The sequence below is a fragment of the Agromyces sp. Y558 genome, from assembly GCF_059445415.1.
The window spans coordinates 2,214,261-2,229,240 of sequence record NZ_JCAIUH010000001.1 but is presented as its reverse complement, the minus strand read 5'-3'; the positions used below and the strand labels follow the sequence as shown (position 1 = coordinate 2,229,240).

At 68.3% G+C, this 14,980-nt stretch carries 11 protein-coding genes; 2 read left to right on the top strand and 9 right to left on the bottom strand.

What is annotated here, in order from left to right; all coding sequences use genetic code 11:
• Position 1 precedes the first annotated feature (1 nt).
• Together AC1C2T_RS10400 and AC1C2T_RS10395 are read right to left on the bottom strand one after the other, a co-directional pair.
• Entirely contained in the window at positions 2 to 1,291 is a 1,290-nt protein-coding gene (locus AC1C2T_RS10400; protein WP_495385213.1) for a hypothetical protein, read from the bottom strand.
• Between the two features lie 240 nt (positions 1,292 to 1,531).
• Positions 1,532 to 2,380: an ADP-dependent NAD(P)H-hydrate dehydratase gene (locus AC1C2T_RS10395; protein ID WP_495362474.1), complete on the bottom strand. Its 849-nt coding sequence runs from the start codon at positions 2,378 to 2,380 to the stop codon at positions 1,532 to 1,534.
• A 23-nt stretch (positions 2,381 to 2,403) separates the two neighbouring features.
• On the opposite strand from AC1C2T_RS10395, the gene AC1C2T_RS10390 reads away from it, so the two are divergent.
• Positions 2,404 to 3,042 carry an HAD family hydrolase gene (locus tag AC1C2T_RS10390; RefSeq protein WP_495385212.1) on the top strand — a complete coding sequence of 213 codons (639 nt, stop codon included), beginning with the start codon at positions 2,404 to 2,406 and terminating at the stop codon, positions 3,040 to 3,042.
• On the opposite strand, the gene AC1C2T_RS10385 is transcribed toward AC1C2T_RS10390, so the two are convergent.
• The 4 genes from AC1C2T_RS10385 to guaB1 form a co-directional block, all read right to left on the bottom strand.
• Positions 3,039 to 3,401: a VOC family protein gene (locus AC1C2T_RS10385; RefSeq protein ID WP_495362472.1), complete on the bottom strand. Its 363-nt coding sequence runs from the start codon at positions 3,399 to 3,401 to the stop codon at positions 3,039 to 3,041. The genes AC1C2T_RS10390 and AC1C2T_RS10385 overlap by 4 nt on opposite strands.
• Positions 3,402 to 3,568: 167 nt before the next feature.
• The gene (locus tag AC1C2T_RS10380; RefSeq protein WP_495362471.1) at positions 3,569 to 4,606 is read right to left on the bottom strand and encodes a hemolysin family protein; all 1,038 of its coding nucleotides are present in this window, start codon (positions 4,604 to 4,606) and stop codon (positions 3,569 to 3,571) included.
• The gene (locus tag AC1C2T_RS10375; protein WP_495362470.1) at positions 4,603 to 5,931 is read right to left on the bottom strand and encodes a hemolysin family protein; all 1,329 of its coding nucleotides are present in this window, start codon (positions 5,929 to 5,931) and stop codon (positions 4,603 to 4,605) included. The genes AC1C2T_RS10380 and AC1C2T_RS10375 overlap by 4 nt, the downstream gene beginning before the upstream one ends.
• A gap of 225 nt (positions 5,932 to 6,156) precedes the next feature.
• Positions 6,157 to 7,596, bottom strand: coding sequence for a GMP reductase (gene guaB1 / locus AC1C2T_RS10370; protein WP_495385211.1), 1,440 nt, complete (start codon positions 7,594 to 7,596; stop codon positions 6,157 to 6,159).
• 158 nt (positions 7,597 to 7,754) lie between these two features.
• Here guaB1 and AC1C2T_RS10365 point away from each other — a divergent pair, with 158 nt between their 5' ends.
• Positions 7,755 to 11,567: a multifunctional oxoglutarate decarboxylase/oxoglutarate dehydrogenase thiamine pyrophosphate-binding subunit/dihydrolipoyllysine-residue succinyltransferase subunit gene (locus AC1C2T_RS10365; RefSeq protein WP_495385210.1), complete on the top strand. Its 3,813-nt coding sequence runs from the start codon at positions 7,755 to 7,757 to the stop codon at positions 11,565 to 11,567.
• A 77-nt stretch (positions 11,568 to 11,644) separates the two neighbouring features.
• Here AC1C2T_RS10365 and AC1C2T_RS10360 read toward each other — a convergent pair whose 3' ends face one another.
• From AC1C2T_RS10360 to AC1C2T_RS10350, 3 genes are all read right to left on the bottom strand, one after another.
• Positions 11,645 to 13,840: an MMPL family transporter gene (locus AC1C2T_RS10360; RefSeq protein ID WP_495385209.1), complete on the bottom strand. Its 2,196-nt coding sequence runs from the start codon at positions 13,838 to 13,840 to the stop codon at positions 11,645 to 11,647.
• Positions 13,841 to 13,960: 120 nt separating this feature from the next.
• The gene (locus AC1C2T_RS10355; protein WP_495362466.1) at positions 13,961 to 14,215 is read right to left on the bottom strand and encodes a zf-HC2 domain-containing protein; all 255 of its coding nucleotides are present in this window, start codon (positions 14,213 to 14,215) and stop codon (positions 13,961 to 13,963) included.
• Entirely contained in the window at positions 14,212 to 14,892 is a 681-nt protein-coding gene (locus AC1C2T_RS10350) for a sigma-70 family RNA polymerase sigma factor (protein WP_495362754.1), read from the bottom strand. The genes AC1C2T_RS10355 and AC1C2T_RS10350 overlap by 4 nt, the downstream gene beginning before the upstream one ends.
• Positions 14,893 to 14,980 lie beyond the last annotated feature (88 nt).

Genomic DNA, 14,980 nt, shown 5'->3' with positions numbered 1-14,980 from the left:
TTCACTCGTCGAGACCCATTCTCCCGCTCACCACGTCGACCGCACCCCGCACCGAGCGCGGTGCGCCGACCCGCCAGAGGGCTCGGATGCCCCAGGCCAGAAGCACTACGAGCAGCACCGACTTGGCCGTCAGCAGGAACACGAACGCCGGATTGGCGACCAGGAGCCATCCGTACCAGTACGGGTAGATGATGTGTGTGAAGAGCGCGATCGCGGCGGCGAGGATTGCGGGCACGGCGAAGCGCGCCGGCCGATACACCAGCCCCAGAACGACGGGTGCGGCGAGCCACGTCACGAACTGCGGCGACCCGACCTTGTTCGCGAGCATGAGCACGACGACGAGGCTGAGCGCGAGTGGCGGCAGCAGCAGTCCGAATGCGGCTCCGCGGCGAGCAGCCCGAACCCCGATCAACACGACGGCAAGCACACCGATCGCCATGATCGGAGTCGTGAGGGCCGCTGCGACATCCGCACCCGGCCCGTAGATCTGAAACGTCAGGATCTCGCGGTCGTACTCGATCGTCACGGTCTTCGACCCGGCGACGATCTGCCACAGCCAGGCGACCGCGAGCGGCGCCTCGATCTGGAGCCCACGGCCCGCCTGCTCGGCGATGAAGCCGACTGCGTTCGACCCGGCACCGGCGAGGAGACTGACCCCGAGGATGCCGACGCTCAGCGCGAATGCCGACGCGCCGACCTCGAGCCGCCTTCGGGCGGCGATCACGAGCGCTGCGACGAGCGCCGCCGGCCACACTTTCACCCAGGCGCCGATCGTGAGCAGCACGGCGGCCACTCGTGGGCGGCCCGCCGCCCAGAGCAGCCCCATGATCGCCAGCGGCACCGTGATCGCGTCGATGCGACCGAACGCGATGGGCCCGAGCAGCGCGAGGAATCCGAGCCACCACCAAGCCGCGAGCCGGCGAGGGCGCGAGAGTCGGGCGCGGCCGATGAGCACGCCGAACGCGATCGCATCGAGCACGGTGACGATCGTGAGCCAGGTGTGCGCGTAGACCGCCGATCCGAGGGCGAGCGCGGCCGCCATCGGCACGAAGGCGAGAATCGGATACACCCACGGCGCGTCGATGCCCATGCGCACCCAGCCGTGCGCGGCATTCTCCGCCCACAAACGATAGACAGCGGTCACATCGCCGAGGGGGTACCCGGGAGCCGTCAGGTTGAGCCAGATGAGCGCGAAGTGCACGATCGCGAAGGCGGTCCAGAGCGCGGCGCGAGTGCCGAGGAAGGAGCGAAGCGGGCTGGCGGATGTCGCGCGCTCGGCCCCATCCGTCATGGCAAGAGCCTAGCGGCGTCACATTCCGCCACGCGAACCCGCTCGTTCGCAAGCTGGCAGATGGCGGCACGACCATCGTGATGGCGACGCACGAGATGGCGTTCGCGCGAGACGTGGCCGATCGGGTCGTGTTCCTCGACCGGGCGCATCATCGAGGACGCACCGGCGACGGAATTCCTCGAGTCACCGCGCGAGGAGCGCACCCGCGAGTTCCTCACCCGATTCCGCAGCGCCTGAGCGTCAGCGGGAGAGCAGCGTGCCGACCACGCCGGGCACCGCGTGCGCGATGTCGAGCGCGGTGACGGGGCCGCCGGCGACGTCGGCGCTCGCGCGTCGCGCCGCCTCGCCGTGAACCCATGACGCCGTCGCGGCGAGCGCAGTGAGCGCCTCGGCGTCGTCAGCGAGTCGCTCGTGGTGCGTGGCGACGAGGGCGCCGAGGATGCCCCCGAGCACGTCGCCCGTGCCCGCCGACGCCAGCCAGTGCGTGGGCGCGGTGACCGTGTACCGATCGCCGTCGGGGTCGCAGATGTGCGTGACCGCGCCCTTGAGCAGTACGGCGACGCCGAGCTCTTTGGCGGCACGCTGGGCCCATTCCGCGGGCGCCTCGCGCACCTCGGCGACGCTCGTCTCGATCTCTCGCGCGGCGAGCAGCGCGGCGAGCTCACGTGCGTGGGGCGTGATCACCGTCGGCGCCGAGTGCGTGCCGACGAGATCGAGGGCGCCGGCATCGAGCACGACCGGCAGCCGTGAGGCGAGGGCGCCCTGCAGGTCGCCCAGCAGCATGAACGATCGACGACCCGCATCGATGCCGGAACCGATGAGCCAGGCCTGCACTCGTCCGGGGGTCGTCACGGTCTCGGGCCTGCGCGCGAGCACGGCCGTGCGTACGGCGCGAGGCCCGGTGTAGCGCACCATGCCGACGCCCGCCCTGTGGGCGGCCTCGACGGCGAGCACGGCGGCTCCGGGGTAGTCCGGTGATCCGGCGACGATGCCGAGCACGCCGCGCGAGTACTTGTCGTCGGCGGCGACGGGTGCAACGATCCACTCGGCCGCGTCGTCGGCGGTCCATTCCTGCCACGGCCTGTCCATGCTCCAACGATAGGTTGAGTGGGATGCCTCCGACAGTCCCCGCACCGATCAGTCTCGCTCCCCGTGTCGTCGTCTTCGACTACGGGGAAGTCATCTCCCGCGAGCCGAGTGACGCCGACCGCGCCGCGCTCCTCGACCGGGCCGGCGTGCGCGCCGACCCCGAGCCGTTCTGGACCGCATATTGGGCCCACCGAGCGGACCTCGATCGCGGTACCGCGTCGATCGCCGAGTATTGGCAGGCGGTGGCCGCCGACCTGGGCGTCGAGTGGAGCGCGATCGACGTGCACGAGCTCTGGGCGATCGACCACCGCAGCTGGCTCTCGCTCGACCCAGATACGCTCGGCGTTCTGCACGCCCTGGCTGCGGGCGGCACTCGCCTCGCACTGCTCTCCAACGCCGGTGCCGACTTCTCGGGCTGGCTCCGTCACGGCTCCTTCTCCGAGCTCTTCGAGCAGGTCTTCGTCAGTGGCGAACTGAACGTCGCCAAGCCCGACGCGGCGATCTACGAGTACGTGATCGATGAGCTCGGCATCGCGGCATCCGACTTCGTGTTCATCGACAACCGGGCCGAGAACGTCGAGGGCGCCAAAGGGGTCGGCGGCGACGGGCACGTCTTCACGGATGCCGCGACGCTCGAGTCCTGGCTGCGAACTCTCGCCTAGCGGGAAGCGCGCTCCAGGCGCTGTCCGAGGGCGATGGTGTTGCCTTCGCTGTCGTCGAACCAGGCGGTGCGCATGCCGCCGTCCTCGATGACCCCGTTCTCGGTCTTCACACCCGGCAGGTCGTACTCGTTGAACGTGACGCCGCGCTCGCGCAGCGCGGTCATGTCGCGGTCGAGATCGTCGGTGTCGATGCCGAGCGCGGTGTTCTGGGCAGTGCCGGCGAACTGGGTCTCGTAGACGAGCACTGGCGTGCCGCCGATCTTCAGCATCACTCCCCCGGGTGAATCCTCCACCGGATCGAGGCCGAACACGTCCTTCCACCAGCGCTTCGCGCGCTCGAGGTCGGTGGCTGGCAGCACGGCGTATCCTTCTGCGGATTCAAACATGACGATACCTCGCCTCTCGGGTCATGCGGATTCTACGCTCGACGTCGAACGGCGGGCAGCCCCCGTCTGGGACCACCCGCCGCCGCACCCGCCGCCGCATCGGCCGCGTGCGAGGGGCGGACACGAGCCGCGCCCGACGCTCACCTGCGTCGGGTCGCGTCCTGCACCTCGCCGACGAGCTCCTCGATGATGTCCTCGAGGAAGATGACTCCGGTCGTGGTGCCGTCTTCGTCGAAGGCCCGCGCCACGTGCGTGCCGAGCCGGCGCATCGTCGCGAGTGCGTCTTCGAGGTCGGTGCCGGCATAGATCGAGACGAGCCGGCGCACCCGCTTCGCCGGGATCGGGTCGTCGAACTCGTCGTCGTCGAGATCGATGACGTCTTTCAGGTGCACGTACCCGTCGGGCTCGCCCGCCGGGTCGAGGATCGGATAGCGGGAGAACCCGTGCCTGGCCACGGCCCGCTCGACGTCGGCCGGCGTGGCCGCGGGCGGCAGGCTCACGAGGCCACTGAGCGGCACCGCGACATCCTGCACTCGCTTCGTCGTGAACTCGAAGGCGGCCGAGAGGGTGCCGCTCGCGTCGTCGAGCACGCCCTCGCGGCGTGACTGGTCGACGATCGTCTGCACCTCCTCGAGCGTGAACGTGGAGTTCGCCTCGTTCTTCGGCTCGACCCCGAAGAGGCGCAGCACACCGTTGGCGGTGGCGTTCAGTGCGACGATGATCGGCCGGAAGATGCGGGCGAGGAAGACGAGCGGCGGCGCGAGCAGCAGCACGGCGCGGTCGGGGATAGAGAACGAGAGGTTCTTCGGCACCATCTCGCCGAAGACGACGTGCAGGTAGGAGACGAGCACGAGCGTCACGATGAACGCGATCGTCGAGACGACCTCGACCGACCAGCCGGTGAGGTGCAGGGGCACCTCGAGCAGGTGGTGGATCGCCGGCTCCGACACGTTCAGGATCAGCAGCGAGCAGATCGTGATGCCGAGCTGGCTCATCGCGAGCATCAGCGTGGCATGCTCCATCGCCCACAGTGCCGTCTTCGCGCTGCGCTTTCCCTGCTCGGCGAGCGGCTCGATCTGCGAGCGCCGCGCCGAGATGACCGCGAACTCCGCGCCGACGAAGAAGGCGTTGGCGATGAGCAGCACCACGAGCCATGCGATTCCAGCCCAGTCGCTCATCGGTCACCACCTTCCACTTCGTCGGCGTCGGGCAGCGGCGTCGGCACGAATCGAACGCGGTCGATGCGCCGACCGTCGAGTCGCTGCACGGCGAGGGTGCCATCGTCGATGAGCACCTCGTCGCCGACCACGGGCAGTCGCCCGAGCTCGGCCATGACGAATCCGGCCACGGTCTCGTAGTCGCCGTTCTCGGGCACGCGGATGCCAGTGCGTTCGAGCAGTTCGTCAGGTCGCAGTATTCCGGGGAAGCTGATGACATCGCCGCGGTGCACGATGCCGGCACGAGTGCGATCGTGCTCGTCGGCCACCTCGCCGACGAGCTCCTCGACGAGGTCTTCGAGGGTGGCGACGCCCGCGGTGCCGCCGTACTCGTCGACGACGACGGCCATCTGGTAGCCCCGCCCGCGGAGCTCACCGAGAAGTGCGTCGAGCTTCATGGTCTCGGGCACTCTGAGCGCCTCCGACTGCAACGCCGATGCGGGAACGTCGCGCCGCTTCTCTCGCGGCACGGCCACCGCCTGCTTCACGTGCACGAGGCCGACGACGTCATCGAGGTTCTCGTCGTAGACCGGGAACCTGGAGTAGCCCGTCTGACGTGCGAGCTCGAGCACGGCCTCCGCCGGCTGCTGGCGTTGCACCGCGGCGACAGCAGGGCGCGGGGTCATGACGTCGGATGCATCGTGATCGGCGAAGCGCAGGGTGCGGCCGAGGAGGGTCGCAGTGTCCTGTTCCAGCAGCCCGGCGCTCGCGGAGCGGCGCACGAGCGAGGAGAGCTCTTCAGCTGAACGTGCACCCGAGAGCTCTTCCTTGGGTTCGATGCCGAAGGCGCGCAGGATTCCATTCGCGCTGCCGTTCAAGAGCGAGATCGCCGGACGGAACACCCATGAGAACGCGGTCTGGAACGGCATCACGATGACGGCTGTCTGCCTCGGGAGCGCGAGCGCGAAGTTCTTGGGAACGAGCTCGCCGATCACCATCGACAGGAGCGTCGCGACGACGATCGCCGTCGTCGCCCCGACCGGACGCACGAGCGCCTCGGGGAGTCCGACGGCTGCGAGCGGGCCCGCGAGCAGCGAGGAGATCGCGGGTTCCATCGTGTAACCGGTGAGGAGGGTCGTCAGCGTGATGCCGAGCTGGGCGCTCGAGAGGTGCGTCGACGTGATCTTCAGCGCCGAGATCGTGAGGCTGAGCTTCGTCTCACCTCGCGCGCGCCGTGCTTCGAGGTCAGCCCGATCGAGATTGACGAGGGCGAACTCACTGGCAACGAACAAGCCCGTGCCGATCGTGAGGAGGAGTCCGATGCCGAGGAGTATCCACTCAGACATCGCCACCTCCCCGAGCAGTCACGGGCGAGGGTCTATGGCCGGGAGTGTTCGCAGAGGGAGGATCGTCCATTGTCCGCCCAGTATACCGGCGAGACCCGTGCGATCACCGAGCGGTCCCACGCCGGATCGGCTGCGCGAGTACTTCGAATGGATGCGACATGGCACGGCAGCGTTGCGAGTCGGACGAGCGCGCCGCGGCCTCTGTCCACAGTCCGACGGGTCACCTCACCAACTGACCGGCAGCGCCTTGCCCTCCTCGTACCCTGCGGCGGACTGGATGCCGACGAGCGCGCGGTCGCGGAACTCTTCGATGGTGCGGGCGCCGGCGTACGTGAACGAGCTGCGCACGCCCGAGGTGATCATGTCGAGCAGGTCTTCGATCGACGGCCGCAACGGGTCGAGGTAGATCGCCGACGAGGAGATCCCCTCGGCGAAGAGCTCCTTGCGGGCGAGCTCGTACGGCGAGAGCCGATCGAACCGCTCGCGCACGGCCTTCGTCGATGCCATGCCCCAGCTCTCTTTGAAGAGGCGCCCGGACGCATCGCGCCGCAGCGTGCCCGGCGCCTCGATCGTGCCCGCGAACCACGAGCCGATCATGACCGACGCCGCGCCCGCCGCCAACGCGAGCGCGACATCGCGCGGGTAGCGAACGCCGCCATCGGCCCAGACCTTCGCGCCGAGCTCGCGAGCGGCCGCAGCCGTCTCGAGCACCGCCGAGAACTGGGGCCGGCCGACCGCGGTCATCATCCGGGTCGTGCACATCGCGCCCGGGCCGACACCGACCTTCAGCACGTCGGCGCCCGCATCGACGAGGTCGGCGACCGCGCCGGCGGTGACGATGTTGCCGGCGACGATCGGCACGTCGAGGCCGAGGTCCCGCACGATCGACACCGCCCGGATCATGCCATCCTGGTGCCCGTGCGCGGTATCGATCACGAGCATGTCGACGCCCGCCGCAACGAGCGCAGTCGCCTTCGCAGCGACGTCGCCGTTGATGCCGACCGCGGCGGCCACGCGAAGTCGCCCGTCGGCGTCGACGTTGGCATCGTAGATCGTGCCGCGCAGGGCGCTGCGGCGGCTCAACGTGCCCACGACCCGGCCATGCTCGAGCACGGGGGCGAAGTCGACACCGGCATCGACCATCAGATCGAACGCCCGCCTCGGGGTCGCCACGTCGTCGGCGTCGAGCGAGGCGAGCCCGCCATGCACCAGGTCGCCGAGCCGGGCGTCGGGCAGCGCGGTCGCGAGCCGGTCGGCCGGGATGCATCCGACGTACGCCCCACGGGAATCGTGCAGCACGATGCCGTGGCCGGCGACGGGCGGCAACGCGGCGAGAGCGTCGGCGGCGGTGGCATCCGGGCTGAAATCGTGCGGGGTGTCGAAGCGGGGCGACTGGTGCTTCACCCAACGGATCGCCTCGTCGAGGTCTTGCAGGTGCAGGTCTTGCGGCAGCACGCCGAGACCGCCACGGCGAGCGAGCGTGGCCGCGAGCCGCGGCCCGGTGATCGAGTTCATGTTCGCCGAGACGATCGGCACGGATGCCCCCGAGCCGTCGTCGGGCGCGAGCGACACGTCGAGGCGGCTCGTCACTCCGGAGCGACTCGGCACGAGGAACACGTCCGAGTAGGTGAGGTCGTGACTGGGTGTCGTCCGGTAGAACTCCATGCCGCCACGCTACCGCCGCCACGGGCCGTGCGGGCGAGTGCTCTCGGCCGCGCGCAGGGGTTTAGGCTTGTGTAGGTGATCCGGCACGGCCCGCGTGCTCGTGGCGCGATCGCCGCTGCAGGTATTCCAGCATCAACGGAGAGAGTGGGCGAGAGGCTGTGTCGAGCCAATTGACCGGGTCAGGATCCGACGAGACGACGTCGGGCGAATACGGAGCCAATGAGTGGCTCGTCGACGAGATGTACGAGAAGTTCGTCGTCGATCCCGAGTCGGTCGACAAAACCTGGTGGCCGGTGCTCGAGCACTACCGCCAGGTGAAGACCGGCGCCGGCGACCCGTCGACCACCGCACCGACGACGGATGCCACGGCATCCGCGCCGCCCGCCGAGGTCACCGCCCCTGCGGCATCCGCACCACCGGCCGCCGCCCCTGCGGCATCCGCACCACCGGCCGCCGCCCCTGCACCCGCGACTCCGGCGGTCGAGCCGCCTCCGGCCACCGCCCCCGTGCCTGTCATCGGGCAGACCTCCGCGGCGCGCACGACCTCGGTCGCCCCGCGTACCCAGCCCGTTCCCGCTGATGTGCCGGTCACGAGCCCGCAGCCGATCATCGCCGAGGCACCGCACGAAGACGAGGTCCTTCCGCTCAAGGGCATGTCGAAAGCCCTCGCCGCGAACATGGACGCATCGCTCACCGTGCCGACCGCCACAAGCGTGCGCACCATCCCTGCGAAGCTCGTGATCGACAACCGCATCGTGATCAACAACCACCTGCGGCGCTCGCGCGGCGGCAAGATCTCGTTCACGCACCTCATCGGCTGGGCGCTCATCCAGGCGCTCAAGGAGTTCCCGAGCCAGAACGTCTTCTACTCCGAGATCGATGGCAAGCCGAGCCTCGTCAGGCCCGCTCACATCGGACTCGGCATCGCGATCGACATTCCGAAGCCCGACGGCTCCCGGGCGTTGCTCGTGCCCGCGATCAAGCGCGCCGAGACGATGACGTTCAACGAGTATCTCGCCGCCTACGAAGACCTCGTGCAGCGTGCCCGCCAGAACAAGCTGAAGGCCGACGACTTCTCGGGCGCGACCATCTCGCTCACCAACCCGGGCGGCATCGGCACGGTGCACTCGGTGCCGCGGCTCATGAAGGGCCAGGGCTGCATCATCGGCGCAGGCGCGCTGGAGTACCCGGCCGAGTTCCAGGGCTCAAGCGAGAAGACGCTCGCCCACCTCGCGATCGGCAAGACGATCACGCTCACCTCGACCTACGACCACCGCGTGATCCAGGGCGCGGGTTCCGGCGAGTTCCTGAAGAAGGTGCACGAGCTCCTCATCGGCCAGCGAGGCTTCTACGAGGGTCTCTTCTCGGCGCTGCGGCTGCCGTACGAGCCGATCCGTTGGGCACCCGACATCTCGGTCGACATCGCGAGCGCGATCGACAAGACGGCCCGCGTGCAGGAACTCATCAACGCGTTCCGCGTGCGCGGTCACCTCATGGCCGACATCGACCCGCTCGAGTACGTGCAGCGTTCGCACCCCGACCTCGACATCGCCAGCCACGGGCTCACCTTCTGGGACCTCGACCGCGAGTTCGTCACCGGCGGCTTCGGTGAGAAGCGCACGGCACTGCTGCGCGACATCCTCGGCGTGCTGCGCGACTCGTACTGCCGCACGATCGGCATCGAGTACATGCACATCCAAGACCCCGTGCAGCGCAAGTGGATCCAAGACCAGGTCGAGCGCAGCTACGAGAAGCCGACCCACGACGAGCAGATGCGCATCATGGGCAAGCTCAATGAAGCCGAGGCATTCGAGACGTTCCTGCAGACGAAGTACGTCGGCCAGAAACGGTTCAGCCTCGAGGGTGGCGAGTCCGTCATCCCGCTCCTCGACGAGATCCTGCAGGGCGCTGCGAAAGAGGGCCTCGACGAGGTCGCCATCGGCATGGCGCACCGCGGGCGCCTCAACGTGCTCACCAACATCGCCGGCAAGACCTACGGCCAGGTGTTCCGCGAGTTCGAGGGCACCCAGCACTCGAAGGGCTTCTCCGGCTCCGGTGATGTGAAGTACCACCTCGGCACGCAGGGCACCTTCACCGCCGACGACGGCCACCAGATCCCCGTCTCCCTCGCGGCGAACCCCTCGCACCTCGAAGCCGTCGACGGCGTGCTCGAGGGCATCGTGCGGGCAAAGCAAGACAGAAAGCCCATCGGCACGTTCTCGACCCTGCCGATCCTCGTGCACGGCGATGCGGCCATGGCCGGCCAGGGTGTCGTGCTCGAGACGATGCAGATGTCGCAGCTGCGCGGGTTCCGCACGGGCGGCACGATCCACGTCGTCGTGAACAACCAGGTCGGCTTCACCACGGTGCCGGGCGATGCACGCTCGTCGATCTATTCGACGGATGTCGCGAAGACGATCCAGGCTCCGATCTTCCACGTGAACGGCGATGACCCCGAGTCCGTCGTTCGTGTGGCCGAGCTCGCGTTCCGCTACCGGCAGGAGTTCAAGCGCGACGTCGTCATCGACCTCGTCTGCTTCCGCCGCCGCGGCCACAACGAGGGCGACGATCCCTCGATGACCCAGCCCCTCATGTACAACCTCATCGAGGCCAAGCGCTCGGTGCGCAAGCTCTACACCGAAGCACTCGTCGGCCGTGGCGACATCACCGAGGCGGAATACGAAGACGCCCACCGCGACTTCCAAGACCGTTTGGAGCGTGCCTTCGCCGAGACGCATGCCGCGCAGACCGGGGCGATCCAGATCATCGGTGCGACCGAGACCACCAAGCCGGTCGAGCCGGTCACCGGCGAACTCGAGACCACCGGCGTCTCGACCGAGGTCGTGCACGCCATCGGCGATGCGTTCAACAACAAGCCCTCGGGCTTCACGGTGCACCCGAAGATCCAGCAGTTGCTCACGAAGCGCCTCGACATGAGCCGCAACGGCAAGATCGACTGGGGCTTCGGCGAACTGCTCGCGCTCGGCTCGCTCCTCCTCGAGGGCACCCCGGTGCGCCTCTCCGGCCAAGACGCCCGGCGCGGCACCTTCGTGCAGCGCCATGCGGTGCTGCACGATCGTGCGAACGGCCAGGAGTGGCTCCCGCTGCAGAATCTCTCCGACAACCAGGCGCGCTTCTGGATCTACGACGCACTGCTCTCCGAGTACGCGACGATGGGCTTCGAATACGGCTACTCCGTCGAGCGGGCCGACGCGCTCGTGCTGTGGGAGGCGCAGTTCGGCGACTTCGCCAACGGCGCGCAGACCATCATCGACGAGTTCATCTCGTCGGCAGAGCAGAAGTGGGGCCAGCGCTCGAGCGTCGTGCTCCTGCTCCCCCACGGCTATGAAGGCCAAGGGCCCGACCACTCAAGCGCCCGCATCGAGCGGTACCTGCAGCTCTGCGCCGAGAACAACATGACGGTGGCCCGGCCATCGACGCCGGCGTCGTACTTCCACCTGTTGCGTCGTCAGGCGTACGCCCGCCCCCGCCGGCCGCTCGTCGTGTTCACGCCGAAGGCGATGCTTCGCCTCCGTGGCGCGACGAGCGAGGTCGCCGAGTTCACGCAGGGCAGGTTCGAGCCGGTGATCGACGATGCACGCATCGCCGATAAGGCCGCGGTCAAGCGCGTGGTGTTCGTCTCGGGCAAGATCTACTACGACTTGATCACCGAGCTCGACAAGCAGCAGAACACGGAAGTCGCGGTGGTGCGTCTCGAGCAGCTCTACCCGCTGCCAGCCGAGGCGTTGAAAGACGTCGCCGATTCCTACCCGAACGCCGAGCTGATGTGGGCACAAGACGAGCCCGAGAATCAGGGTGTGTGGCCCTACTTCATCATCGAGACGAACAAGCTCGGGTCGCGCGCCGTCTCGGTCGTCGCCCGCGCCGCAGCGGCGTCGCCTGCGACCGGCTCCGCGAAGCGGCACGCCACCGAGCAGGCCGAACTCGTGCGCCACGCGACGACGATCTAACCACGACACGAACGAACGAACGAACGAAGCGAGCGGATGCCCCGGGGCATCCGCTCGCTTCGTCAGTGACGCTGGTCTCAGCGCATGCCGCGTGCCAGCTTGCTCGGCCACCAGATGGCGCGTCCGATGTCGTACGCGAGCGCGGGCACGAGCAGGGTGCGCACGAGGAACGTGTCGAGCAGCACCCCGAACGCGACGATGAACGAGATCTGCGCGAGGAAGAGGATCGGCAGCACCCCCAGCGCTGCGAACGTCGCCGCGAGCACGAGGCCCGCCGAGGTGATCACTCCGCCCGTCAGCCGGACGCCGCGCACGATGCCCGCCCGCGTACCGAACCGCATCGACTCCTCCCGCACCCGCGTCATCAGGAAGATGTTGTAGTCGACTCCCAGCGCGACGAGGAACACGAACCCGAACAACGGCACCGAAGGGTCGGCGCCCGGGAAGTGGAAGACGTGCTCGAACACGAGCGCCGACACCCCGAGCGCCGCCGCGAACGACAACACGACGCTGCCGACCAAGATGAGCGGGGCGACGATCGAGCGCAGCAGCAGCATGAGGATCACGAGGATCGCCGCGAGCACGAGCGGGATGACGAGGGTGCGGTCTGCGATCGCCGCGGTGTTCGTGTCGAGCGCCACCGCCGTCTGCCCGCCGACGAGCACCTCGGTATCGACCTCGTCGAGGCTCTCGCGGAGCTGCTCGACGGTCGCCTCGGCCTCGAGCGAGTCCGACGGGTCGGTGAGGGTCACTTGGAGCTGCACATCGCCGTCGACGACCGTCGGGGCGGGCGCAGGGGTTCCAGGCGGGCCGAACGCCTGGATGCCGTCGCTCGTGACGGGCGCGGTGCCGGCTGGCGAGTCGGCGCTCACCACGGCGACGGAGTCCACGCCGGAGGTGTCGAGCGCGACATCCGTCATCTGCTGCAGCTCGTCCTGTGGGCCGATCACGATCGCCGGTGTGCCCGATCCCGCGGGAAAATGCTCGCCCAGTAGCGCTTGGCCGTCGCGAGCCTGCGACTCACCGAGCACGAACTCACTCGAGGCGACACCGCCTGCATCGAGCTGCACGAGGCCGAGCGACATGACGCCGAGCGACAGCACCGAGACGATCCAGACAGTGCGGGGGCGCTTCGAGACGAGCCGGCCGACGCCCGCCCAGATGCCGCGATCCGGGAGATCCGCTTCATCGGGAGCCGAGGCGTCGTGTACGCCGGCCGCGTGCCGGGCGTGCGCCTCGACATCATCGCCGATGTGGGCGACGCGGCGAGGCCAGAACGCCGCCCGGCCCGCCCAGAGCAGCAGCGCCGGCAACAGGGTCAGCGCGGCGAGGAGCGCGAAGACGATGCCGATCGCCGCGACCGGTCCGAGGATCTTGTTCGAGGTGAGCTCGCTCACGAGCAGGATGAGGAGGCCGACGATCACCGTGCCGCCCGAGGCCACGATCGGCTCCCACGAGCCCTTCAGCGCCGCCCACGTGGCATCCCACTTGCGTTCGTAGCTGGTGAGGGTCTCCCGATACCGGGAGATGTAGAGCAGCGCGTAGTCGGTGGCGGCGCCGATCACGAGGATGAACAGGATTCCCTGCGTCTGCCCTGAGAGAAGAATGATGTCGGCTCGCGCAAGTGCGACGACCGTGAACACCGACGCGCACAGCGCGGTGAGGCTCGTGAAGAGCACGATGACCGGCAGCAGTGGCGATCGGTAGACGACGATGAGGATGATGAACACCGCAGCGAGGGCGACGGCCAGGAGCAGCCCGTCAATGCCGCTGAACGCGCCAGCGATATCGGCGCTGAATCCTGCGGGCCCCGTGATGGCGGCCGTCGTGCCGTCGATGGCGTGCTCGTCGAGCACGGTGCGCAGCTCTCCGACGATCTCGGCGGGCTTCGCACCATCTTCGACCTGCTCGATCGGGATGACCATCTGGGCCGCGTTGCCGTCGTCCGACGGCAGCACCGGCGAGGCACCTTCGGCGTTCACGCCTTCGACCGCGAGCAGCTCGTCACGGAGTTCGTCGATCGCCGAGAGCTGCGCCTCGTCGAGTTCCTGATCGCCCGCGACCACGACGATCGCCGGTAGCTCATCGGTGTCGCGGAACCCCTCTTGCAACTCGGTGACCTCGGTGGCCTCGGCCGACGAGGGTAGGAACTGCGCCTGGTCGTTCGTCGAGACGTCGCTCAGCCCGCCGAAGGCGGCGCCGCCCGCGCCGAACAGCGCGAGCCAGACGAGAATGAGGGTCGTGGGAATGAGCACGCGCAACCACGTGGGCACGCGTCGCTTCGAAGGCGGGGCGGAATTCTCGATCACACCGTCGACGTTACAGATCGACCTGCACACGCGCATCGAACGAACGATTGAATGCGCGCCGGATCCGGGCGGAACCGACGAGGATCAGACGACCGGTTCGTGCGAGGACTGGAACAACCGGATGCGCTCCAAGACGAGCACGCGCAGCTCAGCCGGTGCGCTCTCGCGGCATGCCCGCTGCACGACCTCGGTGATCGCCACGCCGACGCGCAGTTCAGCCTGGCAGTCGGCGCAGTTCTCGACGTGCTCACGGATGTCGGTGGCATCCGCGCCACGCAATTCATGGTGCAGATATTCTTCGAGTTCAGCCCTGGCCTTGTCGCAGCCGCAATCAGTCATCGTGAGCTCCTCGGCATGTTCTGCCTCTTGGGCATGCTCTGCCTCCTGGTGGGTGACGCCGGCTCGCCCGCAGCGAAACCCTGTTCGCGGGCGTAGTCGGCGAGGGACTCGCGGAGCAGGCGCCTGCCACGGTGCAGACGGCTCATCACGGTCCCGATGGGGGTGTTCATCATGTCGGCGATCTCCTGATAGGAGAACCCCTCGACGTCGGCGAAGTACACGGCGAGACGGAAGTCCTCCGGCAGCGCCTGCAGCGCGTCTTTCACCGCACTGTCGGGCAGGTGGTCGATCGCCTCGGCCTCTGCTGAGCGGCTCGCGCGAGCGGTCGTCGATTCGGCGCCGCCGAGCTGCCAGTCTTCGAGGTCGTCGATCGTGCCCTGGTACGGCTCGCGCTGCTTCTTGCGATAGCTGTTGATGAAGGTGTTCGTGAGGATGCGGTACAGCCATGCCTTCAGGTTCGTACCCTGCGTGAACTGCCCGAACGCTGCGAACGCCTTCACGAACGTCTCTTGCACGAGGTCTTGCGCGTCGGCAGGATTCTTCGTCATGCGAAGCGCTGCCCCATAGAGCTGGTCGATGAACGGCAGCGCCTGTTCCTCGAAGAGTTCACCGACCGGCCGGGCGGCCTCCGCGGTCTCGGGGTCGGTCGGCGTTGCGTCGATCTGGTCGGCAGTCATCACCGGCCATCTTAGATCGTCAACCGCAGCGACCGTCTTGCGTTCGAGCACTCCAACCGACACGTGCACCATCTCCTTCCGCGTTTCC